This is a genomic window from Pseudomonas sp. FW305-20, from assembly GCF_058788075.1.
The window spans coordinates 1-25,962 of record NZ_JBYTAJ010000003.1 but is presented as its reverse complement, the minus strand read 5'-3'; the positions used below and the strand labels follow the sequence as shown (position 1 = coordinate 25,962).

Sequence of the window (25,962 nt, the reverse complement as noted above, 5' to 3'; positions counted from 1 at the left end):
GGCTATCGTTTTCCAGCTGTCGGCCGAAAAGGCGCGAGTATTGAACTCGCGCCTTTTTTTATGCTCCAAGGCTGGGAGAAGCGCGGGCTTGTCCCGTATGTGATGGTCAGGAGGTTCATGTGAACAAGTCGTTGCTGGTTGGTGCGGTATTGGGTGCTGTCGGTGTAACAGCCGGGGGTGCTGTTGCCACCTACAAGCTGGTTAATAGCGGCCCTGAATATGCGCAAGTTCTAGCCGTTGAACCGGTCAAGACGCAAATCAAGACGCCACGTGAAGTGTGCAAGGACGTAGCGGTTACCCGGCAAGCGCCGGTAAAAGATCAACACCAGATCGCCGGTACGGTGGTTGGTGCGCTGGCGGGTGGTCTGTTGGGTAATCAGATCGGCGGCGGTACTGGCAAGAAGATCGCCACAGTGGCCGGTGCGGTCGGCGGCGGTTATGCGGGTAACAAGGTGCAGGAAGGCATGCAGGAGCGTGACACCTACACCACGACTCAAACCCGCTGTAACACGGTGCATGACATCAGCGACAAGGTTGTAGGTTACGACGTGCGTTATTCGCTGGATGGCAAGGAAGGCAAAGTGCGGATGGATCGCGATCCGGGCAACCAGATTCCGGTCGACAAGGACGGTAAATTGGTCCTGTCGCAGAACGAGCCGGCTCCAGCTCAATAATCAGCTGATTGCCAAAATCAAAAAGAAGCACTCTGCGGGGTGCTTTTTTTGTGCCCGGGATTTATGCCTCACCACCAATCCCTTGTGGGAGCGGGCTTGCTCGCGAAGGCGGCTTCACATTCAATATTGACGGTGGCTGATACACCGCTTTCGCGAGCAAGCCCGCTCCCACATTGAACCTGTGGTGTTTTCGGGAATTGGATTTCAGGCATAAAAAAAGCACCCCGAGAGGTGCTTTTTTGTGGCTGCTCGCTTAGCGTTTCAGCGAGGCCGGCAGGTGCGGCTGGATGGCCGTCAGTACTGCTTTAAAGCATTTGGTGTTACCGGCAACGACATGGCCTTTCTCAAGGAAGTCGTGACCGCCGGTGAAGTCGCTCACCAAGCCGCCAGCTTCCTGGATCAGCAGGGCGCCTGCAGCCATGTCCCACTCGGACAGGCCCGACTCCCAGAAGGCGTCGAAACGGCCGGCCGCTACGTAAGCCAGGTCCAGGCTTGCCGAGCCCGCGCGGCGGATGCCGGCAGTCTGGCCAACCAGGGCGCGGAACATGCCCAGGTAGTTGTCGAGGTTGTCCATTTGGTCATCGCGGAACGGGAAGCCGGTACCCAGCAGGGCGCCGTCCAGGCTGGTGCGGCCGCTAACGCGCAGACGACGACCGTTCAGTTGAGCGCCGCGACCACGGCTGGCGGTGAATTCTTCCTGGCGAACCGGGTCCAGAACCACAGCGTGTTCCAGGCGACCGCGGTATTTGCAGGCGATGCTGACAGCGAAGTGAGGAATGCCGCGCAGGAAGTTGGTGGTGCCGTCCAGTGGGTCGATGATCCACAGGTACTCTTCGCCTTCGATCCCGGTGCCGGCGTGCATGCCGGTTTCTTCACCCATGATCGAGTGATTCGGGTAGGCCTTGCGCAGCGCGTCGATGATTTTTTGCTCAGCGGCGCGATCCACCTCGGATACGTAATCCTTGGCGTCTTTTTCGTCGACCTTGATGGTATCCAGGCGCTCGATGGAGCGGAAGATCAATTCACTGGCGCTGCGGGCGGCGCGCAGCGCGATATTCAGCATGGGCTGCATGGATGTGTCACCTAAGGTTGTTAAAGAAAGCCGGGCATTCTATCAGAAAGTTTCTACAGGAGAAGGTCGGTGTTCGCTTTCATAGCTTAACGGTAGGTTGAGCTGTAAGATTCTGCTCCCCATTAAAGTGTTCGAGAGCGCCTCCCTTGCTGCAAAACATTCGTGTCGTCCTGGTCAATACCAGCCACCCCGGGAATATCGGCGGTGCTGCGCGTGCCATGAAGAACATGGGCCTGTCGCGGCTGGTGCTGGTCGAAGCGCGGTTGTTCCCGCACCACGAGGCCGATGCTCGTGCTTCCGGTGCCGGTGACATCCTTGAAAACGCGCAAGTCGTCGCCACCTTGGAAGATGCCTTGGTCGGCTGCAATCTGGTGCTCGGCACCAGCGCCCGTGACCGTCGCATTCCCTGGCCGTTGCTCGATCCCCGCGAATGCGGCGTGAAAGTGGTCGAGGAGGCAGCGCAGGGTGCCGAGATTGCCTTGGTCTTTGGTCGAGAAGATTCCGGCCTGACCAATGAAGAGCTGCAGCGATGTCATTATCACGTGCACATCCCATCAGACCCTGAGTTCAGTTCGCTGAACCTTGGGGCGGCGGTGCAGGTGTTGAGTTATGAAGTGCGCATGTCCTGGCTGGCGGCCCAAGGCCAGCCAAGCAAGGTCGAGAAGGAAGAAGTGGCCTCCGTCAAAAGCGCTGAGCTGGCGACCATGGATGAGCTGGAGCGATTCTATGAGCACCTGGAGCAAACCCTGGTGGCCATTGAGTTCCTCGATCCGGAAAAGCCTCGGCACTTGATGGCGCGCCTGCGCCGGTTGTACGGACGCAGCTCGGTCAGCCGGGCGGAAATGAATATATTGCGTGGCATTCTCACGGAAACCCAGAAAGCGGCCCGTGGTGAGCTTCTTAAGCGGAAGGATTAAAAATGTTCGAGCGTTTGCGTGAAGATATCCAGAGTGTTTTCCATCGTGATCCGGCAGCGCGCAACGCCTTTGAAGTTCTGACGTGCTACCCGGGCATGCACGCCATCTGGATCCACCGCTTGTCGTCAGCTCTGTGGGGCATGGGCTGGAAGTGGCTGGCGCGACTGGTGTCGAACTTCGGTCGCTGGTTGACCGGGATCGAAATCCATCCGGGTGCCAAGGTCGGTCGTCGCTTCTTTATCGACCATGGCATGGGCATCGTCATCGGTGAAACTGCTGAGATCGGCAATGACGTCACCCTTTATCAGGGCGTAACCCTCGGCGGCACCAGCTGGAACAAGGGCAAGCGCCACCCGACGCTTGAAGATGGCGTAGTGGTCGGAGCGGGGGCCAAGGTGCTTGGCCCGTTCACTGTCGGTGCCGGCGCCAAGGTTGGTTCCAATGCCGTGGTCACCAAGGCGGTCCCGCCCGGGGCGACAGTGGTGGGGATTCCGGGCCGGATCATCGTCAAGTCCGATGAAGAGCAGGACGCCAAGCGCAAGGCCATGGCTGAGAAGATCGGTTTCGATGCCTATGGGGTGGGTGAAGACATGCCGGACCCGGTGGCGCGTGCCATCAATCAGTTGCTCGATCATTTGCAGGCGGTTGATGGGCGCCTGGAGGGGATGTGCGGGGCGCTGAAAGACCTGGGCAGTAATTACTGTGCGAAAGATCTGCCTGAGCTGCGCGAAGAAGACTTTGCCTGTGTGAAGGACAAGGATCAGAGCCAGGCCAGCTAAACCGCGTCGACTTCAATCGCGAGCAGGCTCATTCCCACATTGGATCTTCTGTGCCCACATATTCTGTGTTCGACGAAGGTCTGGTGTGGGAGTGAGCCTGCTCGCGATGAACGATAACGCGCAATTGCTGGCTGTACGCCGCCAGCCTTTGTTATGATGCGGCCGCTCTTTTGCGGGTAATCCCGAGTAAAGCACTAGGTCTTATAGTTGACTTAAATACTCGGGAATTGCATACTCGCCCCATTCCGAATTCCGTGGTAATTGTCCATGCGACTGACTACAAAAGGCCGATACGCCGTGACCGCCATGCTTGACCTGGCGTTGCACGCGCAGCACGGGCCGGTGTCCCTGGCCGATATCTCCGAGCGCCAAGGCATCTCCCTGTCCTACCTCGAACAGCTCTTCGCCAAATTGCGCCGCAGCAATCTGGTGTCCAGCGTCCGTGGTCCGGGCGGCGGCTATCAGCTGTCGCGCGACATGCAGGGTATCCAGGTCGCCCAGGTGATCGATGCGGTGAACGAATCGGTCGATGCCACCAAATGCCAGGGCCAGGGTGATTGCCATCAAGGCGACACCTGTCTGACCCACCACTTGTGGTGCGATCTGAGCCTGCAGATTCACGAATTTCTCAGCGGTATCAGCTTGGCTGACCTTGTCACTCGCCGTGAGGTACAAGAAGTAGCCCAGCGTCAGGATCAGCGCCGTTGCAACAGCAAGGCGCCACGCCTGGACAAGATTGAAGCGTCCGCCGTCGAATGACAGCCAAAGAGCTAGCGGCACGCCAGCCAGCCTGATTTAGGAGATAGTCCATGAAATTGCCGATTTACCTTGATTACTCTGCGACCACCCCGGTTGATCCGCGTGTCGCGCAAAAGATGAGTGAATGCCTGCTGGTCGACGGAAACTTCGGTAACCCGGCGTCCCGTTCCCACGTGTTCGGCTGGAAAGCTGAAGAGTCCGTCGAAAACGCTCGTCGTCAGGTCGCTGACCTGGTCAACGCCGATCCGCGTGAAATCGTCTGGACCTCCGGTGCCACCGAGTCCGACAACCTGGCAATCAAGGGTGCGGCGCATTTCTATGCCACCAAAGGCAAGCACCTGATCACCACCAAGATTGAGCACAAGGCTGTCCTCGACACCATGCGCCAACTGGAGCGTGAAGGCTTTGAAGTCACCTACATCGAGCCTCGCACTGATGGCCTGGTCACTCCGGAGATGATCGAAGCCGCCCTGCGCGACGACACCATCCTGGTTTCGGTCATGCACGTGAACAACGAAATCGGCACCATCAACGACATCGCAGCCATCGGCGAACTGACCCGCTCCAAGGGCATCCTGTTCCACGTCGACGCTGCTCAGTCCACCGGCAAGGTCGATATCGACCTGTCGAAGCTGAAAGTCGACATGATGTCGTTCTCTGCCCACAAAACTTACGGCCCTAAAGGCATCGGCGCACTGTACGTGAGCCGCAAGCCGCGTGTTCGCATCGAAGCGACCATGCACGGCGGCGGTCACGAACGTGGCATGCGTTCCGGCACCCTGGCGACTCACCAGATCGTCGGCATGGGCGAAGCCTTCCGCGTAGCCAAGGAAGACATGGTTGCCGAGAACATCCGCATCAAGGCCCTGAGTGACCGCTTCTTCAAGCAGGTCGAAGGCCTGGAAGAGCTGTACATCAACGGCAGCATGACCGCCCGCGTACCGCACAACCTGAACCTGAGCTTCAACTACGTTGAAGGCGAGTCGCTGATCATGGCGCTCAAGGATCTGGCGGTTTCGTCCGGTTCGGCCTGCACCTCGGCTTCCCTTGAGCCTTCGTACGTACTGCGCGCCCTGGGCCGCAACGACGAACTGGCACACAGCTCGATTCGCTTCACCTTCGGCCGTTTCACCACCGAAGAAGAAATCGACTACGCCGCGCAGAAAGTCTGCGAGGCCGTTACCAAGCTGCGCACTCTGTCGCCGCTGTGGGACATGTACAAAGACGGTGTCGACATTTCGAAAATCGAGTGGGCGGCACACTGATTTCAAGTCGCCGCAAACCGGCCCTGCGAACCTTCGGGCGCAGGGCTTCAAGAGCGACTCTCTGATGAGTGAGGATTAAGAATCATGGCTTACAGCGAAAAGGTCATCGACCACTACGAGAACCCGCGCAACGTCGGCAAGATGGACGCGGAAGACCCAGATGTCGGCACCGGCATGGTCGGCGCTCCGGCGTGCGGCGACGTGATGCGCCTGCAGATCAAGGTCAACGAGCAAGGCATCATCGAAGACGCCAAGTTCAAGACCTACGGTTGCGGTTCGGCTATCGCCTCCAGCTCCCTGGCGACCGAGTGGATGAAAGGCAAGACTCTGGATGAAGCAGAGACCATCAAAAACACTCAGCTGGCCGAAGAACTGGCTCTGCCGCCAGTAAAAATTCACTGCTCCGTACTTGCTGAAGACGCTATCAAAGCGGCCGTTCGCGACTACAAGCAGAAGAAAGGCTTGATCTGACTTTCAAGATTTGGCGACGAGTAAGGAGTCACCGATGGCTATCAGCATGACAGAAGCGGCTGCTCAACACGTGCGACGCTCCCTCAACGGGCGCGGCAAAGGTGAAGGAATTCGTCTGGGTGTTCGCACTACAGGCTGTTCCGGCCTTGCCTACGTGCTGGAGTTTGTCGACGAGGTGGTTGCAGAGGATCAGGTGTTCGAAAGTCATGGCGAGAAAGTGATCATCGACCCGAAAAGCCTGGCCTACCTGGACGGTACCGAACTCGATTTCGTCAAGGAAGGGTTGAACGAAGGCTTCAAGTTCAACAACCCCAACGTTCGCGGTGAATGTGGCTGCGGCGAAAGCTTCAATATCTGAGGCTGCTCGTGGGTACTCCTTGTCATTTCGCTTTATTTGAGCTGAAACCGAGCTTCCGTCTGGATCTCGATCAGTTGGCCACGCGCTACCGTGAGTTGGCGCGCGGTGTTCATCCGGACCGCTTTGCAGACGCTTCCGAGCGCGAGCAGCGGCTGGCGCTAGAGCAATCCGCGAGCCTCAACGAGGCCTACCAGACGCTCAAAAGTCCCCCAAAGCGCGCGCGTTACTTGCTCGCCATGGGCGGTCGCGAGCTGCCGCTGGAGGTCACGGTGCATGATCCGGAGTTTCTTCTGCAGCAGATGGAGCTGCGTGAAGAGCTCGAAGACCTGCAAGACAGCGCCGACCTGGCGGGTGTTGCAGTGTTCAAGCGTCGCCTGAAGACTGCGCAGGATGAACTGAACGAAAGCTTCGCGGCCTGTTGGGATGATGCAGCGCAACGTGAACAGGCCGAACGCCTGATGCGGCGCATGCAGTTCCTCGACAAGCTCACCTACGAAGTGCGCCAGTTAGAAGAGCGCCTCGACGATTAACCCAGTGCCGCTCCGGTCGCACGCCTGATATACAGATAAGTCCTGATAACGATGGCCCTACTGCAGATCGCCGAACCCGGCCAAAGTCCTCAACCGCACCAGCGTCGTCTGGCTGTGGGGATCGACTTGGGCACTACCAATTCGCTGGTCGCTGCGTTACGCAGTGGTCTTTCCGAGCCTCTGGCTGACGCTGACGGGCAGGTCATCCTGCCGTCCGCGGTGCGCTACCACGCTGATCGCGTTGAAGTGGGCGAGTCGGCCAAGCTGGCTGCCGCCACCGACCCTTTGAACACCGTGCTGTCGGTCAAGCGCTTGATGGGTCGTGGTCTGTCCGACGTCAAGCAATTGGGCGATCAACTGCCGTACCGCTTCGTCGGCGGCGAGTCGCACATGCCGTTCATCGACACGATCCAGGGCCCGAAAAGCCCGGTCGAAGTCTCCGCCGATATCCTTAAGGTGCTGCGTCAGCGCGCCGAAGCGACGTTGGGTGGCGAACTGGTAGGTGCGGTAATCACCGTTCCGGCCTATTTCGACGATGCTCAGCGTCAAGCCACCAAGGATGCGGCCAAACTGGCTGGCCTTAACGTGCTGCGGCTGCTCAACGAGCCGACTGCCGCCGCCGTGGCTTACGGTCTGGATCAGCACGCTGAAGGCCTGGTCGCCATTTATGACCTGGGCGGCGGCACGTTCGATATTTCGATCCTGCGCCTGACCGGCGGTGTGTTTGAGGTTTTGGCTACCGGCGGCGACAGCGCGCTGGGCGGCGATGACTTCGACCATGCCATCGCTGGCTGGATCATCGAGAGCGCCGGTCTGTCCGCCGACCTCGATCCGGGTGCGCAACGCAATCTGCTGCAAACCGCTTGTGCGGCCAAAGAAGCGCTGACCAATGCTTCGTCCGTTGAAGTCACTTATGGCGACTGGAAAGCCGAGTTGACCCGTGAAGCCTTCAATACGCTGATCGAACCAATGGTTGCCCGCAGCCTGAAAGCCTGTCGCCGCGCTGTGCGTGATTCCGGCATCGAGCTGGACGAAGTGCATGCGGTGGTCATGGTGGGCGGTTCGACCCGTGTGCCTCGCGTCCGCGAAGCCGTCGCAGAAGCCTTCGGTCGCGAGCCGCTGACCGAAATCGATCCGGATCAAGTGGTGGCCATCGGTGCCGCGATCCAGGCTGATACGCTGGCCGGCAACAAGCGCGATGGCGATGAACTGCTGCTGCTCGATGTGATTCCGTTGTCCCTGGGGCTGGAAACCATGGGCGGCCTGATGGAGAAGGTGATTCCGCGCAACACCACCATCCCTGTTGCCCGCGCTCAGGACTTCACGACTTATAAAGATGGCCAGTCGGCCATGGCGATCCACGTATTGCAGGGCGAGCGCGAGCTGATCAGCGACTGCCGCTCCCTGGCGCGCTTCGAATTGCGCGGCATTCCGGCGATGGTGGCCGGTGCGGCGAAGATTCGCGTGACTTTCCAGGTCGATGCCGACGGTCTGCTCAATGTTTCTGCCCGCGAGCTGGGTTCGGGCATTGAGGCCAGCATCCAGGTCAAGCCGTCCTACGGTCTGACGGACGGCGAAATTGCCAAGATGCTCAAGGATTCCTTCAAGCACGCCAGCGACGACAAGGTCGCTCGTGTCTTGCGTGAACAGCAGGTCGATGCGCAGCGCCTGATCGAAGCGGTGCAGGGCGCCCTCGACGTCGATGGCGAGCGCTTGCTCGACGCCGAAGAGCGCATGGTCATCGAATTGCAGATGCAAGAACTGACCGAACTGATGAAAGGTACTGATGGTTACGCCATCGAGCAGCAGACCAAGCGTCTGTCGCAAGTGACCGACGCCTTTGCTGCTCGCCGCCTGGACTCGACGGTGAAAGCCGCGCTGGCGGGGCGCAACCTGAATGAGATTGAGGAATAACGATGCCACAGGTCATTTTTCTGCCGCACGATAAGTTTTGCCCGGACGGCATGGTGGTGGAGGCCGAGCCTGGCATCTCCATTCTCGAGCTGGCCCACGAACACCATATCGAGATGGAAAGCGCCTGTGGCGGCGTCTGCGCCTGCACCACCTGCCATTGCATCATCCGCGAAGGTTTCGACTCGCTGGAAGAAGCGGATGAGCTGGAAGAAGACTTTCTGGATCGTGCCTGGGGTCTGGAGGCGCAATCGCGTCTAGGCTGTCAGGCGATTGTCGGGAATGAAGACCTGACTGTCGAAATTCCAAAATACTCGGTCAACCATGCGGCTGAAGCGCCGCACTGATTCAAGGAACTGAAATGAGTCTGAAATGGGTTGATGTGCTGGAAATCGCGATCCAGCTGGCTGAATCCAAGCCGGATGTGGATCCGCGTTATGTGAACTTCGTCGATCTGCACAAATGGGTGCTGGCATTGCCGGAGTTCAGTGATGATCCGACCCGCGGTGGCGAGAAGGTGCTTGAAGCCATTCAGGCCGCCTGGATCGAAGAAGCAGACTGAGTCTGCGCCGTATGCAGTTAGGCAATACCCAAGAACCCGCGTATAATTCGCGGGTTTAATTTTTCGCAAATTACCGTTTCTGGAGTTACACCATGGCTGTTCAACGTACTTTCTCCATCATCAAGCCTGACGCTGTTGCAAAAAACGTTATCGGCGAGATCACCACTCGTTTCGAAAAAGCTGGCCTGCGCGTTGTAGCTTCGAAACTGAAGCAACTGTCCAAAGCGGAAGCTGAAGGCTTCTACGCTGAGCACAGCGCTCGTGGTTTCTTCAACGACCTGGTTGCTTTCATGATCTCCGGTCCGGTTGTCGTTCAGGTTCTGGAAGGCGAAAACGCTATCGCTCTGAACCGTGAGCTGATGGGCGCTACCAACCCTAAAGAAGCTGCTGCCGGCACCATCCGCGCTGACTTCGCTGATTCCATCGACGCCAACGCTGTACACGGTTCGGACTCCGAAGCCGCTGCTGCTCGCGAAATCTCGTACTTCTTCGCAGCTACTGAAGTAACCACTCGCTAAGCATTGGCTTAAGAGTGAAGGTGAATCCATGACTACATCGACTGTAAAAACTAACCTGCTGGGTCTGACTCAACAGGAAATGGAAAAATTCTTCGACTCGATCGGGGAGAAGCGTTTCCGTGCCGGTCAGGTAATGAAATGGATTCACCACCTTGGCGTCGATGATTTCGACGCCATGACGAACGTCAGCAAGGCCTTGCGCGACAAGCTCAAGGCTATTGCCGAAGTTCGCGGTCCTGAAGTTGTCAGCGAGGACATTTCCACCGACGGCACCCGCAAGTGGGTGGTGCGCGTGGCGTCCGGCAGCTGCGTCGAGACCGTGTACATTCCCCAGGGCAAACGCGGCACTTTGTGCGTTTCGTCCCAGGCAGGCTGTGCCCTGGATTGCAGTTTCTGCTCCACCGGCAAGCAAGGTTTCAACAGTAACCTCACCGCCGCCGAAGTGATCGGCCAGGTGTGGATTGCCAATAAATCGTTCGGCAGCATCCCGGCGACCGCCGACCGTGCCATCACCAACGTGGTGATGATGGGCATGGGTGAGCCGCTGCTGAACTTCGACAACGTCGTGGCCGCCATGCATCTGATGATGGATGACCTGGGCTACGGGATCTCCAAGCGCCGCGTAACCCTGTCTACATCGGGTGTGGTGCCGATGATCGATGAGCTGTCCAAGCACATCGACGTCTCCCTGGCGTTGTCCCTGCACGCACCGAACGACGCATTGCGTAACCAATTGGTGCCGATCAACAAGAAATATCCGCTTAAGATGCTGCTCGAGTCGTGCCAGCGCTACATGTCGTCCCTGGGCGAGAAGCGCGTGCTGACCATCGAGTACACCTTGCTCAAGGACATCAATGACAAGGTTGAACATGCCGTTGAGATGATCGAGTTGCTCAAGAACATCCCGTGCAAGATCAACCTGATTCCGTTCAACCCGTTCCCGCATTCCGGTTACGAGCGTCCGAGCAACAACGCGATTCGTCGTTTCCAGGATCAGCTTCACCATGCCGGCTTCAATGTCACCGTCCGCACCACCCGCGGTGAAGACATCGATGCCGCGTGTGGCCAATTGGTAGGACAGGTGCTGGATCGCACCCGTCGCAGCGAACGTTATATCGCCGTGCGCGAGTTGAGCGCCGAAAACGATATCGCACAGAACGCTGCGAACAATAATTAAGAGAGGATCTCTATGTCCCTGCGCTTCGCGCTGCTTTTGCTGTTGGCCAGCCTGTGTGCTGGTTGTGTCCTGTCGGGCGATTTCAACCCGATGAAGACCAGCAAGGGCCGCGATGAAGCGCGTGTTGCCTATGTGCAGCTGGGGTTGGGGTACTTGCAGCAGGGCATGACCGAACGGGCGAAAGTACCGTTGAAAAAAGCCCTGGACCTGGATGACTCGGACCCGGATGCCAACGCTGCGCTGGGTCTGGTATTCCAGGCAGAGATGGAGCCGGAGCTGGCGGATAAGCATTTTCGCAAGGCGCTGTCTTCCAGCCCCAACGATGCGCGAATCCTGAACAACTACGGCAGTTTTCTTTTCGAAGAGAAACGCTACAAAGAAGCTTACGAGCGCTTTGAACAGGCCGCCGCTGACACTTTGTATCCTGAGCGTTCGCGGGTGTTCGAGAACCTCGGTATGACCGCTTCGAAGCTGGGGCAGCGCGATCTGGCGCAGCAGCAGCTGGAAAAAGCCCTGCGGTTGAATCGCCAACAACCGCGTGCATTGCTGGAAATGGCTGAGTTGTCCTTCGAAGACAGGCATTATGTGCCCGCGCGCGACTATTACGATCGTTTTAGCCTGCTCACCGAGCAAAATGCACGTAGTCTATTGCTCGGCGTTCGGCTGGCAAAAGTGTTTGATGATCGCGACAAGGCCGCCAGTTTTGGCCTGCAACTAAAACGACTCTATCCCGGTACGCCGGAATATCAGCAATACCTGTCGGAGCAATGATGAAAGCGGCGCATCCCGAAGTTGTAGCAGCGAATCGCGTTAATCCCGGTGAAACTTTACGCCAGGCTCGCGAAAGCAATGGCTGGTCGCTGGCCGAAGTGGCCCTCAAGCTCAACCTCACCGTCAATTCCCTGAGCAATCTGGAAGCCGGCGCTTTCGACAAGCTGCCTGGGCATACCTTTGCTCGCGGTTATATTCGCGCCTACGCGAAATTGCTCGGCATGGATCAAACCGTACTGGTCCAGCAGTTCGACCAATCCACCGGCACCGACTCCCAAGGCAGCAACGTCCATAGCCTGGGACGTATCGAAGAGCCGGTTCGGGTTTCCCACACCATTTTGCGAGTGGTCAGCCTGCTGTTGCTGTTTGCAGTGATCGGTGGTGGTTTTGTCTGGTGGCAGGATCAGACCTCATTGCGTACCAAAGACCTGACTAGCCTGAGCCCGGAACACGTGGAAGTCGAAGGCGCTGACGGCACTACCCAGATCCATCCGCTGGACGAGCCGGAAGACCAGGCTGTCGCGCAAGGTCAGGCTGACGGCACCACCGCTCTTGCGTTGCCGCAAGCCGATACGTCGGCTGAAGCACCGGCCGAAACTGAAGCGGCTGCACCGGCTGCACCAGCGCCTGCTGCACCTGCCCACAGCACCGCTCCGGTTGTCTCCATTCCAGTCGCGCCAGCCCCGACAGCTCCTGTGGTATCAACCCCGCCTGCGAGCGCTTCGGTTACTCCGACCATTCCCCCTTCGGCAGCGGTTGCTCCGGTTGCCGGCCAGGGTCAGGTGCAACTGCAATACACTGCCGATTGCTGGACGCAAGTGACCGATGGCACCGGCAAGGTGTTGTTGAGCGGTCTCAAGCGCAAAGGCGAAAACGTTTCCGTGAGCGGCAAGCCACCGTTTTCCGTGCGTCTGGGCTTCGCCCGCGGCGCGCAGGTCAGCTACAACGGGCAGGTGGTTGATGTCGCTCCGTTCACCAGTGGCGAGACTGCTCGCCTGAAGTTGGGTCAATAAGTCATGCATGGCGAATCTCCAATCAAACGTCGCGAATCTCGCAAGATCTGGGTCGGTAACGTGCCTGTTGGCGGCGATGCGCCTATCGCTGTGCAGAGCATGACCAACAGCGACACCAATGATGTCGCCGCCACCGTGGCCCAGATCAATCGTCTGGAAGCGGCTGGCGTCGATATCGTGCGTATTTCCGTGCCCGACATGGATGCCGCTGAGGCTTTCGGCAAGATCAAGCAACTGGTCAAGGTGCCGTTGGTTGCCGACATCCACTTCGACTACAAGATCGCTCTGCGCGTAGCCGAACTGGGCGTTGACTGCCTGCGCATCAATCCGGGCAACATCGGTCGCGAAGACCGCGTGCGTGCGGTAGTCGATGCCGCTCGCGATCGCGGGATTCCCATCCGCATCGGCGTGAACGCCGGTTCCCTGGAAAAAGACCTGCAAAAGAAATACGGCGAGCCGACTCCGGCTGCGCTGGTTGAATCTGCCCTGCGTCACGTCGAACACCTTGAGCGCCTGAATTTCCAGGACTTCAAGGTCAGTGTGAAAGCTTCCGACGTGTTCATGGCCGTCGCCGCTTACCGCTTGCTGGCCAAGGAAATCGTCCAGCCGCTGCACCTGGGCATCACCGAAGCCGGTGGTTTGCGTTCAGGCACAGTGAAATCCGCCGTGGGCCTCGGTATGCTGCTCGCCGAAGGGATTGGCGATACTATTCGCATCTCGTTGGCGGCCGACCCGGTCGAGGAAGTGAAAGTCGGCTACGACATTCTCAAATCCCTGCATTTGCGTTCCCGTGGCATCAACTTCATCGCCTGCCCGAGCTGCTCGCGGCAGAACTTCGATGTGGTCAAGACCATGAACGAGCTGGAAGGGCGCCTCGAAGACCTGCTGGTGCCGCTGGATGTCGCGGTCATCGGTTGCGTGGTCAACGGACCGGGTGAAGCCAAGGAAGCCCATATCGGCTTGACCGGCGGCACGCCAAACCTGATTTACATCGATGGCAAGCCGGCGCAGAAACTGACGAATGACAATCTGGTGGATGAGCTTGAACGCTTGATCCGCCAGAAAGCGGCCGAAAAGGTCGAAGCTGACGCTGCCTTGATCGCGCGTGGCTGAGCCTGACTAAAGAGCCGAACGAATTTAAGGATTTTAAAGTGAGCAAGTCTCTGCAAGCCATACGTGGCATGAACGACATCCTGCCCGAGCAGACTCCCCTGTGGCGTCATTTCGAAGGCACCGTCTCGCGTTTGCTGGATAACTACGGTTACAAGCAGATCCGCATGCCGATCGTCGAGTTCACCGAGCTGTTCAAGCGCTCCATCGGTGAAGTGACCGACATCGTCGAAAAAGAGATGTACACCTTCGACGACCGCAACGGCGACTCCCTGACCCTGCGCCCCGAAGGCACAGCGGCGTGCGTGCGTGCGGTGCTCGAGCACGGTATCACCGGCGGTGGCCAGGTGCAGAAGCTCTGGTACATCGGCCCGATGTTCCGCCACGAACGTCCGCAGAAAGGCCGTTATCGCCAGTTCCACCAGATCGGTTGCGAAGTCTTCAACCTCGACGGTCCGGACATCGACGCCGAGCTGATCGTGCTGACCTGGCGCCTGTGGGGCGAGCTGGGCATCCGTGATGCGGTCAAGCTTGAACTCAACAGTCTCGGCACTGCCGAGTCCCGTGGTCGTTATCGCGAAGCGTTGGTCGAGTTCCTTTCGGCCCGTTTGGACATGCTGGACGAAGACAGCCAGCGGCGTCTGAAAACCAACCCTTTGCGGGTTCTGGATACCAAGAACGCTGACACTCAAGCCGTGTTGGCTGACGCGCCGAAAATGGCCGACTACCTCGACGAAGAATCCCGCGTGCACTTCGAGGGCCTCAAGGCTCGCCTGGACGCCGCCGGCATTCCTTACGTGATCAACCCGAAGCTGGTTCGCGGGCTGGATTACTACAGCAAGACCGTTTTCGAATGGGTCACCGACAAACTGGGCGCCCAGGGCACTGTGTGTGCCGGTGGTCGTTACGACGGTCTGGTGGAGCAGATGGGCGGCAAGCCGACCCCTGGCGTTGGTTTCGCCATGGGCATCGAGCGCCTGGTGCTGTTGCTTGAAACCCTGGAGCAGATCCCGGAAGAGATTTCCCGTCAGGTCGACGTCTACCTCTGCGCCTTCGGTGAAGCCGCCGAGTTGGCCGGCCTGGCCCTGAGTGAACGTGTTCGTGATCAATTGCCCAACCTGCGCCTGCAAGTGAATGCCGGTGCCGGCAGCTTCAAAAGCCAGTTCAAGAAAGCCGACAAGAGTGGTGCGTTGTACGCGCTGATCCTCGGTGACGACGAAATGGCCCAGCAAGTGGTAGGTTTCAAACCCCTGCGTGGCCAGGGCGAACAACAAAGCATTGCCTGGGATGCGCTTGCAGCACACCTGGCCACCTGCGTCGTGCAGGGTTGAAGCTGTCAAACAGCCGATTTAGCGATTAAGGAGTATTGGGGTGTCGAGTACCGAAGACGAACATCTGGCGGAGTTGAAGGACTGGTGGACACGCAACGGCAAGCCCCTGGTCACTGGCGGCCTGTTGGCGCTGGTCATCGTGTTCGGCTGGCAGGCTTTTCAAAAGTATCAGAGCACTCAGTCGCAAGGCGCCTCGGTGCTCTATCAGCAACTGCTGGAAACCACGCTGACGCCTGACGGCAAGCCTGATGCTGCCCGTGTTGCGGACCTGGCCGGCAAGCTCAACAGCGAGTTCGGCGGTAGCGCTTACGCGCAGTACGGCAGCCTGTTCATGGCAAAAGTTGCGGTCGACAGCGGCAAGCTGGATGACGCAGCCGGCGAGCTGAAAGCCATTGTTGCCAAGCCGGCCAACCCGGCGCTGGGCGAAATTGCTCGTCAGCGCCTGGCGCAGGTGCTGGCCGCGCAGAACAAGGCCGATGAAGCCCTGAAACTGCTCGAAGGCGATGCCGATAAAGCATTCCTGGCTACTCGCGAAGAACTCAAGGGCGACCTGCTGGTGCAGTTGGGTCGTACCGACGAAGCGAACACGGCGTATCAAAAAGCCAAGGCGGCACTGTCGGATGAAGCGGCAGTGGGTGGCCTGCAAATCAAGCTGGACGATCTGGCCAAAGGGGATGCGTGACGTGATTCGTTGGAAACATGCAGCATTGCTGGCTCTGGCCATATTGGCCGCGGGTTGCAGCAGCAACAGCAAAAAAGAACTGCCGCCGGCCGAGTTGACCGACTTCAAAGAAGAAGTGGTTCTGCAAAAGCAGTGGAGTCGTTCGATCGGTGACGGTCAGGGCCAGTCGTACAACATGCTGGTTCCGGCGATCGATGGCGATACCATCTATGCCGCCGACGTCACCGGTGTGGTGATGGCGATGGATCGCAGCAATGGCGACGTCAAATGGAAGAAAGATCTCGAATTGCCTGTTTCCGGCGCTGTCGGCGTCAGTTACGGTCTACTCCTGATCGGTACGATCAAGGGCGAAATCGTTGCCCTGGATACCATCAACGGTGAAGAGAAATGGCGCGCTCGCGTGTCCAGTGAAGTCCTCGCACCGCCGGCCAACAACGGTGATGTCGTTGTCGTTCAGACTCAGGATGACCGTCTGATCGGTCTGGATGCCGCTACCGGCAACCAGCGCTGGTTGTATGACAGCACTCCAGCGGTATTGACCCTGCGCGGCACCAGCGCGCCGATCGTCACCAACCGCCTCGCGGTGGCTGGCCTGTCGACCGGTAAAGTGGTCGCTCTCGATATTTCCAACGGCGTGCCGGTGTGGGAACAACGTGTAGCAATTCCACAGGGTCGTTCGGAACTGGAGCGCGTTGTCGATATCGACGGCGGCCTGCTGCTTTCCGGCGAAACGCTGTACGTCGCCAGCTACCAGGGTCGCGTTGCGGCACTGGACCTGCAAAGCGGTCGTCAGCTCTGGCAGCGTGATGCTTCCAGCTATGCCGGTGTCGCCCAGGGTTTTGGCAACGTCTACGTGAGTCTGTCTTCGGGCACCGTTGAAGGCGTCGACGAACGTTCCACCACAGCCTTGTGGAGCAACGATTCGCTGGCTCGTCGTCAACTGTCGGCTCCGGAAGTGTTCTCCAGCTACGTTGCAGTCGGCGACATGGAAGGCTACCTGCATCTGCTGAGCCAGGTGGACGGTCGTTTCGTCGGCCGCGAGCGCATCGACAGCGATGGCCTGCGTGCCCGTCCGCTGGTGGTGGGTGACACGATTTATCTGTATGGCAACAGTGGCAAGCTGGAAGCCCTGACCATTAAGTAAAGGTTTGACTATGCTTGGGGTTTAACCCCAGGCAGCCTTGCTCTGCAAGGTTCGCAGCGCCCTCAAGCGCTGCCCCGAGCACCAGCCGCTGCCTCGCAGCGGCTTTTGTATTTTCTGAAATAACGAAGTGGAGAGCCGCATGGTTCCCGTAATCGCCCTGGTGGGCCGACCGAACGTCGGCAAGTCCACCTTGTTCAACCGCCTGACCAGGACTCGTGACGCCATCGTCGGCGACTTGTCCGGTCTGACCCGTGATCGCCAATACGGTGAGGCCAAGTGGCAAGGGCGTTCCTACATTCTGGTCGACACCGGCGGTATCTCCGGTGACGAGCACGGTATGGACGAAAAAATGGCCGAGCAGTCGCTGCTGGCCATTGAAGAAGCGGATGTCGTTCTGTTCCTGGTAGATGCCAAGGCCGGTTTCACCGCCGCCGACCAGATGATCGCCGAGCATTTGCGCAAACGTAACAAGCGTTCTTACGTGGTTGCCAACAAGGTCGACAACATCGACCCTGAAATGGCTCGCGCCGAATTCGCCCCGTTGGGCATGGGCCACGCGATCCCGATCGCCGGTGCTCATGGTCGTGGCATCACCCAGATGCTGGAAATCGCCCTCAGCGACTTCCCGAAAGACGATGACGAGCCGGAAGAAGGCGAGGAAGAGATCGTTGCCGAAGGCGAGGAAGCCAAGCGCATTCCTGGCCCAAGCGAAAAAGACGGGATCAAGATCGCGATCATCGGCCGTCCGAACGTCGGCAAGTCGACCCTGGTCAACCGTATGCTCGGTGAAGACCGGGTAATCGTCTATGACGAGCCCGGCACCACGCGCGACAGTATCTACATCCCGTTCGAGCGTAACGACGAGAAGTACACGCTGATCGACACCGCCGGCGTGCGCAAGCGCGGCAAGATCCACGAAGAAGTTGAAAAGTTCTCCGTGGTCAAAACCTTGCAGGCGATCAAAGATGCCAACGTGGTGATCTTTGTGATGGACGCCCGCGAAGGTGTGGTCGACCACGACCTCAACCTGCTGGGCTTTGCCATTGAGTCGGGTCGTGCGCTGGTCATCGCGATCAACAAGTGGGACGGCATGACGCCGAGCGAGCGCGACTTCGTGAAGGTCGAGCTGCAACGTCGACTGTTCTTCGTTGACTACGCCGACATTCACTTCATCTCGGCCCTGCACGGCACGGGCGTGGGCAACCTCTACGCCTCCGTACAGAACTCGTTCAAGTCTGCGGTCACCCGCTGGCCGACCAACCGCCTGACCACGATTCTGGAAGATGCGGTCGGTGAGCATGCGCCGCCGATGGTCAACAACCGTCGGATCAAGCTGCGTTATGCCCACTTGGGTGGGGCTAACCCGCCGATCATCGTGATTCACGGTAACCAGATCGAGAAGGTGCCGAAGTCTTACGTGCGCTATCTGGAAAACACTTATCGCCGTGTCTTGAAGCTGGTCGGTACGCCGATCCGCATCGAGTTCAAGGGCGGCGAGAACCCGTACGAAGGCAACAAGAACTCGCTGACCGACCGCCAGGTCAACAAGAAGCGCCGGATGATGTCGCACCACAAGAAAGCCGACAAGAAGCGCCGCGACAAGCGCTGATTCACGGCTTGCCCCATTTTGTGTGGGGGCTTGTTGTGGCGAGGGGGCTTGTCGGAACGCCGCATCGCCCCGTTCGACTGCGCAGCAGTCGTAAAACCAGCTCCGCGGTCAATCTGACAGACCGCAGTGGATGGTTTTGGGGCGGCTACGCCACCCAACGGGGGCAAGCCCCCTCACCACAGGGTTATGCGGTGAATGTTTTAGAAGAAGGGCGCCAATGGCGCCCTTTTTTTATGGGCGTCGTCTGGGCTATTCTCGGGCTCTCCCGCGCCGCCGTTAGAGCCGGGTGTTGAGCAGGGAATCACCGATGATCACCAGTAAGCTGCCGAATGTCGGCATCACTATCTTCACGCAGATGTCTCAGCTCGCGGCGCAAACCGGGGCGCTGAACCTGTCCCAGGGTTTCCCCGACTTCGATGCCCCGCAAGCCCTGTGCGATGCGGTCGGTCGGCATATCGCCAATGGCCACAACCAGTATTCGCCGATGACCGGCCTTCCGGCATTGCGTCAGCAGATTGCGGCGAAGATCGCCCGCAGCTACGGCGTCAATGTGGATGTCGACCATGAAGTGACCGTCACGCCCGGCGCAACCCAGGCGATCTTCTGCGCTATTCAAGCCGTTATTCGCAGCGGCGACGAAGTGATTGTGTTCGACCCGGCCTATGACAGTTACGAGCCCTCGGTTGAACTGGCCGGTGGTCGTTGCGTTCATGTGTCGTTGGGCCTGAATGACTTCGCCATCGACTTTCAGAAGCTCGGTGAAGCCATTTCGCCGCGCACGCGGATGATCATCCTCAACACCCCGCATAACCCAAGTGGCGCGCTGATCAATCGTGCAGAGCTGGATCAGCTGGCGGCGTTGATTCGAGATCGCGACATCTACATCGTCAGCGACGAAGTCTACGAACACCTGGTGTTCGATGGCGTGCCCCACGTCAGCGTGTTGAATCACGAAGAGCTGTATCAGCGTGCTTTCGTGGTCAGCTCCTTTGGCAAGACCTATCACGTCACTGGCTGGAAAACCGGCTACGTGGTCGCACCGCCGGCCCTCACAGCGGAGCTGCGCAAGGTTCACCAATACGTCAGTTTCTGCGGTGTAACGCCGCTGCAATATGCTTTGGCCGACTTCATGGCCGAGCACCCGGAACACGTTGAAGAACTGCCGGCGTTCTATCAGGCCAAGCGCGATCTGTTCTGCGATCTGCTGATGCCGTCGCGCTTCAGTTTCACCCGAGTGACCGGTACGTATTTCCAATTGGTCGACTACTCGCAGATCCGCCCGGACCTCAACGATGTCGAGATGGCGTTGTGGATGACCCGCGAACATGGCGTGGCGAGCATCCCGATCTCGGTGTTCTACCAGACCCCACCCGAAGGCCAGCGCCTGGTGCGCCTGTGCTTTGCCAAACGTGAGGAGACCCTGCGTGAAGCAGCGGAAAAACTATGCGTGATCTGAGTGCGCTGCCCAATCTGAACATCGCGCTGATCCAGACCACCCTGGCCTGGCACGATCGTCAGGCCAATCTGGAGCATTTCGAGCCGTTGCTGGAACAGGCTCGCGGGGCGGATTTGATCATCCTGCCGGAGATGTTCACCACCGGTTTTTCGATGGAGTCCGAGACCCTCGCCGAGCCGGAAAACGGTCCCACCAGTAAATGGCTGCGGGTTCAGGCCGCGAAACTGGATGCGGTGATCACCGGCAGCATCATCGTCCAGGTGGCTGACGGCAGTCATCGCAATCGCCTGTTGTGGGCGCGGCCGGACGGCGAGGTGTTGCACTACGACAAGCGCCATCTGTTCCGCATGGCCGGCGAGCACAACCACTTCACACCGGGTGAGCGTCAGGTGCAGTTCGAACTCAAGGGCTGGCGCGTGCGTCCGCTGATTTGCTACGACCTGCGCTTCCCGGTCTGGAGCCGCGATGCTCAGGACACTGATTTGCTGCTGTACACCGCCAACTGGCCGGGGGCGCGGCGTCAGCACTGGAACCGTTTGCTGCCAGCGCGAGCGATCGAGAACCTTTGCTATGTGGCGGCGGTGAATCGCGTGGGTACTGACGGAAAGGGTTTTGCGTATACCGGTGACAGTCAGGTGCTGGATTTTCAGGGGGAGACTTTGCTCAGTGCAGGCGAGGCGGACGGGGTGTTTCAGGTTGTTTTGAATGCTGCCGATCTTCAAGCTTACCGCACGCGGTTTCCGGCGAATCTGGATGCCGATACCTTCGAGTTCACGTAACCGATCGTTCCCACGCTCTGCGTGGGAATGCCTCAACGGACGCTCTGCGTTCGGCTTCTGATGGGACGCGGAGCGTCCCGGGCTGCATTCCCACGCAGAGCGTGGGAACGATCAGCAAAAAAAGGCCCCGAGGTTTTCACCTAGGGGCCTTTTGCATTGCAGCGAAGGCTTACGCCGCTTTCGCTTCCGGCTGGCTCAGCGAGCGGTTAAGCGCGCTGAACAAAGCCTTGAAGCTGGCGGTGGTGATGTTTTCATCGATACCGACGCCGTGCACCGCACGCTCGCCGTTCACACGCAGTTCGATGTAGGCCGCCGCCTTGGCATTGGTGCCCGAACCGATGGCGTGTTCGTTGTAGTCCATGATCTCAACCGGAATCGGCAGACCGGCCACCAGCGCTTCCAGGGCACCGTTGCCCTTGCCGCGCCAGTGCAGGTTGGTTTCACCCTGACCTTTGCCCGAGACTTCCACTTCCACGGCGCTGTGACCGTTTTCTTCCTGCAGGCGATGGCTGACCAGCGCGTATGGGGTGTTGGCCTGCAAGTACTCGCTGTGCAGCAGGGCATGGATCTGCTGAGCCGTCATCTCAAGGCCCAGGCGATCGGTTTCACGCTGCACCACCTGGCTGAACTCGATCTGCATGCGACGCGGCAAGCTGATGCCGTATTCCTGTTCCAGCAGGTAAGCGATACCGCCCTTGCCCGACTGGCTGTTGACGCGGATCACCGCCTCGTAGCTGCGGCCGATGTCGGCCGGGTCGATCGGCAAGTACGGCACTTCCCACAGGGCGTCCGGTTTTTGCTGGGCGAAGCCCTTGCGGATGGCGTCCTGGTGGGAACCGGAGAACGCGGTGTGCACCAGGTCGCCGACGTACGGGTGACGTGGGTGCACCTGGATCTGGTTGCATTCTTCGACGACTTTGCGCACGCCGTCGATGTCGGAGAAGTCCAGCTCAGGGTGAATACCCTGGGTGTAGAGGTTCAACGCCACGGTGACCAAGTCGACGTTACCGGTACGCTCGCCGTTGCCGAACAGGCAGCCTTCGACACGGTCGGCGCCGGCCATCAGGCCCAGTTCGGTAGCCGCAACGCCAGTGCCACGGTCGTTGTGGGTGTGCAGGCTGATGATCACGCTGTCACGACGGTTGATGTGACGGCCGAACCATTCGATCTGGTCGGCATAGATGTTCGGGGTCGCGCATTCGACAGTGGCAGGCAGGTTGAGAATCACCTTGTGCTCAGGCGTCGGGTTCCAGACTTCGATGACGGCGTCGCAGACTTCCTTGGCGAACTCGAGCTCGGTGGCGCTGAAGGTTTCTGGCGAGTATTCGAAGGTCCACTCGGTGTTTGGCTGCTGGGCGGCATATTTGACGAACAGCTTGGCCGCGTTCACGGCGATGGCCTTGACCCCTTCCTTGTCCTGGTTGAAGACGATGCGACGGAAGGACGGGGAGGTGGCGTTGTACAAATGAACGATGGCTTTCTTCGCTCCGCGCAGGGATTCGAAGGTGCGCTCGATCAAATCTTCACGGCCCTGGGTCAGCACCTGAATGGTGGTGTCGTCCGGGATGTGGTTGCCTTCGATCAGGGTGCGCACGAAGTCGAAGTCGGTTTGCGAAGCCGCCGGGAACGACGCTTCGATTTCTTTAACGCCGACCGACACCAGGGTTTTCCAGAAACGCAGCTTCTTGACCGCGTCCATTGGCTCGATCAGCGACTGGTTACCGTCACGAAGGTCGGAGCTGCACCAGATCGGCGCGGCGGTAATGGTCTTCGATGGCCAAGTGCGGTCCGGGATGTCGATGGTCGGGAACGCGCGGTATTTCGAAGACGGGTCTTTGAGCATGCTCATCGGGAAATCCTTATTGTGTGGGCCGAAAAAAGGCGGCCTGCCGGTGGATCAAATGTTCTGGGGATAAAGCGTAGGACGAGGCACCGCGATTCAGCCTGGCAGTCGTGCACTGACAAGGCACAGGCTGCGGTGCTGGCGAAGCTGAATGAGGGTGTGAGAGGTTTTCATGCCCTCAACCCTAACCGCGAGGGTGAAGGATGGCAAGCGGTCGAAAAAAATTGAGAGGAATCCTCGAAAAGTCGTGGTTATCGAGATTTTATTGCGGTGAAGGGCGCTGATTGTTTTTATGTTTGCGCGAGGTTTGAGCGATGCGCAATTGAAGGCTTTCGGTGATGGGGCGTGCCGGCGCGGCTATTCTTAAAGCCTCACCGAGGACTACTGGCAGGCAGGAGTCGACAATGAACGAGTCGGATTGGAAGCTTTACAGTGCGCTGCGTCCGTTGGCCCATGAGCGGCTGTGCATCCGCATCATGGATGAGGTCGAGCGCTTAGTGCTGGATAAAAGCATCGCGCCATACGAGCGGATTGAAGCCAGTGAGGAAAGGTTGAAGGCAGGTCAACAGGAACTGTATTGGGCGTTTGGCGTGTTCGGTCACTCACGCAATGAGGCGCCTGCTCACTTGCTGGGGCTGTGTACGCATGAGTTGATCAGCGCTGAAGAGTTGGCGGGCTTTTCGGAGGAAACCCGGGCGTGGATCAAGGAGTGCCTGGCGCACAGGGAGATTCATGGGATTGAGGACTTGGAAGCGGAATAGATGGTGTCTGTTACGCCGCCATCGCGAGCAGGCTCACTCCTACAGTTGATCTGTGGTGAACACAAATCCAATGTGGGAGTGAGCCTGCTCCGGGCGGCGTTCCGACGATGAGGCCGGTCGTCTCAACGGCAATTTAAGGCTGAAACGCCCCAATGAAAATCGCCGGATCCACCCGCGCATCATTCAGGCTGACATTCCAGTGCATATGCGGCCCGGTCGCGCGCCCGGTGGCGCCCACTTTCCCGACCACCCCACCACGGGCCAATGGCTGACCAACCTTCACGTCGATTTTCGACATGTGGCAAAACATGCTGATAAACCCCTGCCCATGGTCGACAAACACTGTGTTGCCGTTGAAGAAGTAGTTGCCGATCAGAATCACCTTGCCGGCAGCCGGGGTCTTGATCGGTGTGCCAGCGCCCACGGCGAAATCCAGGCCAGAGTGGGGATTACGTTCTTCTCCGTTGAAGAAACGGCGCACGCCGAACTTGCTCGACAGCGGCCCGTTCACCGGTTTGTCCAACAGCAAATTGCTCGGCGTATTCGGGCTGAACGTGCGGTAGGCAGTTATCTGCTCGGCCAATTCGCGTTCAATGCGCTTGAGGTTTTCCGGATCCGGGTTGACCTGCTGCTTATTTTTCAACGTGATGTGCTGTTCCGGGTATTTCTTGTAGCCGACCGTGAAGCTCAGATTCCGCCCGCCACTGCTGACCTGCTGCGTGCCCGGTTTAACCGTCAGCGGCACACCGACAATCGCCAGCCAGTTGTTCTGTTCCTTGACCACCAATACCGGTTTGCCTTGATAGCTGGCCTTCGGCGCCTGGGCAGAGGCGCCCAGATCGACCACGGCCACGCCGCCCGGCACCGGTTTGTTCAACAGGCGGGTGATGTAGCTGTCGGCGTGGGCATTGAAGGTCAGGCACAGCAACAGCAGCGGAGCTAAAAAACGCGGCATGGATCAATCCAGTAAAGAAAGGGTGACAGGCGTCAGGTGATTGTCTTCGACCCGCACTTGCAGTTCGCCTTCGCCTAGTTTGGCTTTCAGGCGCTGGCCGGTGTGGGTTTGCGCGGCATTGCGGATTGCGTTACCGCGTTCGTCCAGCAAGATGCTGTAGCCACGGCCAAGGGTCGCCAACGGGCTGACCACATGCAGCGTCTGCATCTGGCTTTGCAGTTGCAGGCGACGGGATTTTAGCCCTTCGCGCATGGCACGGGGCAGGCGCTCGGCAAGGCTGTCGAGGCGCTGACGGAGCATCGCCAGTTGCCGTCCCGGATGTTGCCCGGCGAGGCGGGTTTCCAGGCGGATCAACCGTTCGCGACGGGTATTGAGGCTGCGTTCGAACGCGCGGCGCATGCGCATGTCCAGATCGTCCAGACGCTGCGCTTGCTGGCGCAGACGTTCGCCGGGATGACGCAAACGGCGGGACATGCCTTCCAGGCGCAGTCGATCACGCATCAAGCGGTCGCGGATACGCATCACCAGCCGTCGATGCAGGCTTTCGAGCCGACGGACCAGGTCACTGGAATCCGGCGCGAGCAGTTCGGCGGCGGCGGACGGCGTCGGGGCGCGGACGTCGGCCACAAAGTCGCTGATCGATACGTCGGTTTCATGGCCGACGGCGCTGACAATCGGTGTCACGCAGGCATCCACGGCGCGCGCTACGGCTTCTTCGTTGAAGCACCAAAGGTCTTCCAGCGAACCACCGCCACGGGCCAGGATCAAGGCATCGAAACCGCGGGCGTCCGCCAGTTTCAATGCGCGGACAATCTGCGCAGTGGCTTCGCGACCCTGCACGGCAGTGGGGATCAACGTCAGTTGGATCTGCGGAGCACGGCGGCGGAATACGCTGATGATGTCGCGAATCACCGCGCCGGTGGGCGAGCTGATGATGCCGATGCGTTGCGGATGCGCGGGCAGCGGCACTTTGCGTTCGGCGCTGAACAGGCCTTCGGCGCTGAGTTTTTCCTTCAGGGCGTCAAAGGCCAGACGTAGCGCACCATCGCCGGCCGGCTCCACGGTATCGAGGATCAACTGGTAGTCGCCACGGCCCTCGAACAGCGAAACCTTGCCGCGTACCTTGACCGCCAGGCCATCCTTCAATGCCTGACGCACCCGCGCCGCGTTCTGCCGGAACAGTGCGCAACGCACCTGGGCACCACTGTCCTTGAGGGTGAAATACACGTGGCCGGACGCCGGACGGGCGAGGTTGGAGATTTCGCCTTCGACCCAGATGTTGCTGAACACGTCTTCGAGCAACACCCGCGCGCGGCCGTTGAGCTGGCTGACAGTCAGGACTTCACGGTCCAGGCCGAGTCTTGCAAAGGGATCTTTAATCATGGGGCGCATGATAAAGGCATTCGGCGATCAATCTCCATGATCCAGCGAAAATCCCCTGTGGGAGATTCTATGGTTGAGGGAAAGCCCTCAACTGGCTTTTGGTTGATATTCGCTTTGCCCTTTCAGCAAGGC

General features: G+C 59.1%; 27 protein-coding genes. 23 read left to right on the top strand and 4 right to left on the bottom strand.

The window, feature by feature from the left end; genetic code table 11:
• Nucleotides 1-119 precede the first annotated feature (119 nt).
• Nucleotides 120-674, top strand: coding sequence for a glycine zipper 2TM domain-containing protein (locus AC3WP4_RS03520; protein ID WP_076028537.1), 555 nt, complete (start codon nucleotides 120-122; stop codon nucleotides 672-674).
• A gap of 253 nt (nucleotides 675-927) precedes the next feature.
• On the opposite strand, the gene suhB is transcribed toward AC3WP4_RS03520, so the two are convergent.
• A complete protein-coding gene (gene suhB / locus AC3WP4_RS03515) occupies nucleotides 928-1,746 on the bottom strand; it encodes a type III secretion system regulator SuhB (protein ID WP_007982736.1) in 819 nt (272 codons plus the stop codon).
• Between the two features lie 146 nt (nucleotides 1,747-1,892).
• Between suhB and trmJ the strand changes: the two genes are divergently transcribed.
• The 21 genes from trmJ (at nucleotide 1,893) to AC3WP4_RS03410 (ending at nucleotide 20,888) form a co-directional block, all read left to right on the top strand.
• The gene (gene trmJ / locus AC3WP4_RS03510) at nucleotides 1,893-2,663 is read left to right on the top strand and encodes a tRNA (cytosine(32)/uridine(32)-2'-O)-methyltransferase TrmJ (protein WP_102616124.1); all 771 of its coding nucleotides are present in this window, start codon (nucleotides 1,893-1,895) and stop codon (nucleotides 2,661-2,663) included.
• Between the two features lie 2 nt (nucleotides 2,664-2,665).
• Nucleotides 2,666-3,442 (top strand): serine O-acetyltransferase, encoded by a 777-nt coding sequence (cysE, locus tag AC3WP4_RS03505; RefSeq protein WP_007903579.1) that lies wholly within the window; start codon nucleotides 2,666-2,668, stop codon nucleotides 3,440-3,442.
• 267 nt (nucleotides 3,443-3,709) lie between these two features.
• Nucleotides 3,710-4,201 (top strand): Fe-S cluster assembly transcriptional regulator IscR, encoded by a 492-nt coding sequence (gene iscR, locus AC3WP4_RS03500; protein WP_007903581.1) that lies wholly within the window; start codon nucleotides 3,710-3,712, stop codon nucleotides 4,199-4,201.
• Nucleotides 4,202-4,251: 50 nt separating this feature from the next.
• Entirely contained in the window at nucleotides 4,252-5,466 is a 1,215-nt protein-coding gene (locus tag AC3WP4_RS03495) for an IscS subfamily cysteine desulfurase (protein WP_074873944.1), read from the top strand.
• 84 nt (nucleotides 5,467-5,550) lie between these two features.
• Nucleotides 5,551-5,937 carry a Fe-S cluster assembly scaffold IscU gene (gene iscU, locus AC3WP4_RS03490; RefSeq protein ID WP_003443374.1) on the top strand — a complete coding sequence of 129 codons (387 nt, stop codon included), beginning with the start codon at nucleotides 5,551-5,553 and terminating at the stop codon, nucleotides 5,935-5,937.
• 34 nt (nucleotides 5,938-5,971) lie between these two features.
• Nucleotides 5,972-6,295 carry an iron-sulfur cluster assembly protein IscA gene (gene iscA / locus AC3WP4_RS03485; RefSeq protein WP_007903589.1) on the top strand — a complete coding sequence of 108 codons (324 nt, stop codon included), beginning with the start codon at nucleotides 5,972-5,974 and terminating at the stop codon, nucleotides 6,293-6,295.
• Nucleotides 6,296-6,303: 8 nt separating this feature from the next.
• Nucleotides 6,304-6,825 (top strand): co-chaperone HscB, encoded by a 522-nt coding sequence (gene hscB / locus AC3WP4_RS03480; protein WP_008070981.1) that lies wholly within the window; start codon nucleotides 6,304-6,306, stop codon nucleotides 6,823-6,825.
• Nucleotides 6,826-6,876: 51 nt separating this feature from the next.
• Nucleotides 6,877-8,739, top strand: coding sequence for a Fe-S protein assembly chaperone HscA (gene hscA, locus AC3WP4_RS03475; RefSeq protein WP_102616123.1), 1,863 nt, complete (start codon nucleotides 6,877-6,879; stop codon nucleotides 8,737-8,739).
• A gap of 2 nt (nucleotides 8,740-8,741) precedes the next feature.
• Nucleotides 8,742-9,083, top strand: a complete 342-nt coding sequence (gene fdx / locus AC3WP4_RS03470; RefSeq protein ID WP_102616122.1) for an ISC system 2Fe-2S type ferredoxin — start codon at nucleotides 8,742-8,744, stop codon at nucleotides 9,081-9,083.
• A gap of 14 nt (nucleotides 9,084-9,097) precedes the next feature.
• On the top strand, nucleotides 9,098-9,298 hold the full coding sequence (iscX, locus tag AC3WP4_RS03465; protein WP_008147746.1) for a Fe-S cluster assembly protein IscX: 201 nt from the start codon (nucleotides 9,098-9,100) through the stop codon (nucleotides 9,296-9,298).
• Nucleotides 9,299-9,390: 92 nt separating this feature from the next.
• A complete protein-coding gene (ndk, locus tag AC3WP4_RS03460; RefSeq protein WP_007903599.1) occupies nucleotides 9,391-9,816 on the top strand; it encodes a nucleoside-diphosphate kinase in 426 nt (141 codons plus the stop codon).
• A gap of 28 nt (nucleotides 9,817-9,844) precedes the next feature.
• Nucleotides 9,845-10,993, top strand: a complete 1,149-nt coding sequence (rlmN, locus tag AC3WP4_RS03455) for a dual-specificity RNA methyltransferase RlmN (RefSeq protein ID WP_074873948.1) — start codon at nucleotides 9,845-9,847, stop codon at nucleotides 10,991-10,993.
• A 12-nt stretch (nucleotides 10,994-11,005) separates the two neighbouring features.
• Nucleotides 11,006-11,764 carry a type IV pilus biogenesis/stability protein PilW gene (gene pilW, locus AC3WP4_RS03450; RefSeq protein WP_074873949.1) on the top strand — a complete coding sequence of 253 codons (759 nt, stop codon included), beginning with the start codon at nucleotides 11,006-11,008 and terminating at the stop codon, nucleotides 11,762-11,764.
• Entirely contained in the window at nucleotides 11,764-12,777 is a 1,014-nt protein-coding gene (locus AC3WP4_RS03445; protein WP_102616121.1) for a RodZ domain-containing protein, read from the top strand. Before pilW ends, AC3WP4_RS03445 begins: the two co-directional genes overlap by 1 nt.
• A gap of 3 nt (nucleotides 12,778-12,780) precedes the next feature.
• A complete protein-coding gene (gene ispG, locus AC3WP4_RS03440; protein WP_076028533.1) occupies nucleotides 12,781-13,890 on the top strand; it encodes a flavodoxin-dependent (E)-4-hydroxy-3-methylbut-2-enyl-diphosphate synthase in 1,110 nt (369 codons plus the stop codon).
• A gap of 38 nt (nucleotides 13,891-13,928) precedes the next feature.
• Nucleotides 13,929-15,218: a histidine--tRNA ligase gene (gene hisS / locus AC3WP4_RS03435; protein WP_076028532.1), complete on the top strand. Its 1,290-nt coding sequence runs from the start codon at nucleotides 13,929-13,931 to the stop codon at nucleotides 15,216-15,218.
• Nucleotides 15,219-15,258: 40 nt separating this feature from the next.
• Nucleotides 15,259-15,900 (top strand): YfgM family protein, encoded by a 642-nt coding sequence (locus AC3WP4_RS03430; protein WP_102616120.1) that lies wholly within the window; start codon nucleotides 15,259-15,261, stop codon nucleotides 15,898-15,900.
• Nucleotides 15,893-17,044: an outer membrane protein assembly factor BamB gene (gene bamB, locus AC3WP4_RS03425; protein ID WP_102616119.1), complete on the top strand. Its 1,152-nt coding sequence runs from the start codon at nucleotides 15,893-15,895 to the stop codon at nucleotides 17,042-17,044. Before AC3WP4_RS03430 ends, bamB begins: the two co-directional genes overlap by 8 nt.
• 139 nt (nucleotides 17,045-17,183) lie before the next feature.
• Nucleotides 17,184-18,653, top strand: a complete 1,470-nt coding sequence (gene der, locus AC3WP4_RS03420; RefSeq protein WP_074873955.1) for a ribosome biogenesis GTPase Der — start codon at nucleotides 17,184-17,186, stop codon at nucleotides 18,651-18,653.
• 307 nt (nucleotides 18,654-18,960) lie between these two features.
• Complete coding sequence (locus tag AC3WP4_RS03415) at nucleotides 18,961-20,109, top strand: pyridoxal phosphate-dependent aminotransferase (RefSeq protein ID WP_102616118.1); 1,149 nt, start codon at nucleotides 18,961-18,963, stop codon at nucleotides 20,107-20,109.
• Nucleotides 20,097-20,888: an amidohydrolase gene (locus tag AC3WP4_RS03410; RefSeq protein ID WP_074873956.1), complete on the top strand. Its 792-nt coding sequence runs from the start codon at nucleotides 20,097-20,099 to the stop codon at nucleotides 20,886-20,888. Before AC3WP4_RS03415 ends, AC3WP4_RS03410 begins: the two co-directional genes overlap by 13 nt.
• A 169-nt stretch (nucleotides 20,889-21,057) precedes the next feature.
• Here the strand turns inward: AC3WP4_RS03410 and leuA are convergent, their stop codons facing one another.
• Nucleotides 21,058-22,737, bottom strand: coding sequence for a 2-isopropylmalate synthase (gene leuA, locus AC3WP4_RS03405; RefSeq protein ID WP_008147766.1), 1,680 nt, complete (start codon nucleotides 22,735-22,737; stop codon nucleotides 21,058-21,060).
• A gap of 398 nt (nucleotides 22,738-23,135) precedes the next feature.
• Between leuA and AC3WP4_RS03400 the strand changes: the two genes are divergently transcribed.
• Nucleotides 23,136-23,492: a hypothetical protein gene (locus AC3WP4_RS03400; RefSeq protein ID WP_074873957.1), complete on the top strand. Its 357-nt coding sequence runs from the start codon at nucleotides 23,136-23,138 to the stop codon at nucleotides 23,490-23,492.
• A gap of 133 nt (nucleotides 23,493-23,625) precedes the next feature.
• Here the strand turns inward: AC3WP4_RS03400 and AC3WP4_RS03395 are convergent, their stop codons facing one another.
• The gene (locus AC3WP4_RS03395; RefSeq protein WP_102616799.1) at nucleotides 23,626-24,447 is read right to left on the bottom strand and encodes a peptidoglycan DD-metalloendopeptidase family protein; all 822 of its coding nucleotides are present in this window, start codon (nucleotides 24,445-24,447) and stop codon (nucleotides 23,626-23,628) included.
• Nucleotides 24,448-24,450: 3 nt separating this feature from the next.
• Nucleotides 24,451-25,830: an exodeoxyribonuclease VII large subunit gene (gene xseA, locus AC3WP4_RS03390; protein ID WP_074873959.1), complete on the bottom strand. Its 1,380-nt coding sequence runs from the start codon at nucleotides 25,828-25,830 to the stop codon at nucleotides 24,451-24,453.
• Between the last annotated feature and the right edge of the window lie 132 nt (nucleotides 25,831-25,962).

Coding starts and splice junctions, on each gene's coding strand:
- suhB (WP_007982736.1), bottom strand. CDS start 1,746: ATGCAGCCCATGCTGAATATCGCGCTGCGCGCCGCCCGCAGCGCCAGT.
- fdx (WP_102616122.1), top strand. CDS start 8,742: ATGCCACAGGTCATTTTTCTGCCGCACGATAAGTTTTGCCCGGACGGC.
- bamB (WP_102616119.1), top strand. CDS start 15,893: ATGCGTGACGTGATTCGTTGGAAACATGCAGCATTGCTGGCTCTGGCC.
- rlmN (WP_074873948.1), top strand. CDS start 9,845: ATGACTACATCGACTGTAAAAACTAACCTGCTGGGTCTGACTCAACAG.
- AC3WP4_RS03400 (WP_074873957.1), top strand. CDS start 23,136: ATGAACGAGTCGGATTGGAAGCTTTACAGTGCGCTGCGTCCGTTGGCC.
- iscU (WP_003443374.1), top strand. CDS start 5,551: ATGGCTTACAGCGAAAAGGTCATCGACCACTACGAGAACCCGCGCAAC.
- pilW (WP_074873949.1), top strand. CDS start 11,006: ATGTCCCTGCGCTTCGCGCTGCTTTTGCTGTTGGCCAGCCTGTGTGCT.
- AC3WP4_RS03415 (WP_102616118.1), top strand. CDS start 18,961: ATGATCACCAGTAAGCTGCCGAATGTCGGCATCACTATCTTCACGCAG.
- der (WP_074873955.1), top strand. CDS start 17,184: ATGGTTCCCGTAATCGCCCTGGTGGGCCGACCGAACGTCGGCAAGTCC.
- AC3WP4_RS03410 (WP_074873956.1), top strand. CDS start 20,097: ATGCGTGATCTGAGTGCGCTGCCCAATCTGAACATCGCGCTGATCCAG.
- ispG (WP_076028533.1), top strand. CDS start 12,781: ATGCATGGCGAATCTCCAATCAAACGTCGCGAATCTCGCAAGATCTGG.
- iscR (WP_007903581.1), top strand. CDS start 3,710: ATGCGACTGACTACAAAAGGCCGATACGCCGTGACCGCCATGCTTGAC.
- xseA (WP_074873959.1), bottom strand. CDS start 25,830: ATGATTAAAGATCCCTTTGCAAGACTCGGCCTGGACCGTGAAGTCCTG.
- cysE (WP_007903579.1), top strand. CDS start 2,666: ATGTTCGAGCGTTTGCGTGAAGATATCCAGAGTGTTTTCCATCGTGAT.
- iscA (WP_007903589.1), top strand. CDS start 5,972: ATGGCTATCAGCATGACAGAAGCGGCTGCTCAACACGTGCGACGCTCC.
- iscX (WP_008147746.1), top strand. CDS start 9,098: ATGAGTCTGAAATGGGTTGATGTGCTGGAAATCGCGATCCAGCTGGCT.
- hscA (WP_102616123.1), top strand. CDS start 6,877: ATGGCCCTACTGCAGATCGCCGAACCCGGCCAAAGTCCTCAACCGCAC.
- leuA (WP_008147766.1), bottom strand. CDS start 22,737: ATGAGCATGCTCAAAGACCCGTCTTCGAAATACCGCGCGTTCCCGACC.
- AC3WP4_RS03495 (WP_074873944.1), top strand. CDS start 4,252: ATGAAATTGCCGATTTACCTTGATTACTCTGCGACCACCCCGGTTGAT.
- AC3WP4_RS03445 (WP_102616121.1), top strand. CDS start 11,764: ATGAAAGCGGCGCATCCCGAAGTTGTAGCAGCGAATCGCGTTAATCCC.
- AC3WP4_RS03395 (WP_102616799.1), bottom strand. CDS start 24,447: ATGCCGCGTTTTTTAGCTCCGCTGCTGTTGCTGTGCCTGACCTTCAAT.
- ndk (WP_007903599.1), top strand. CDS start 9,391: ATGGCTGTTCAACGTACTTTCTCCATCATCAAGCCTGACGCTGTTGCA.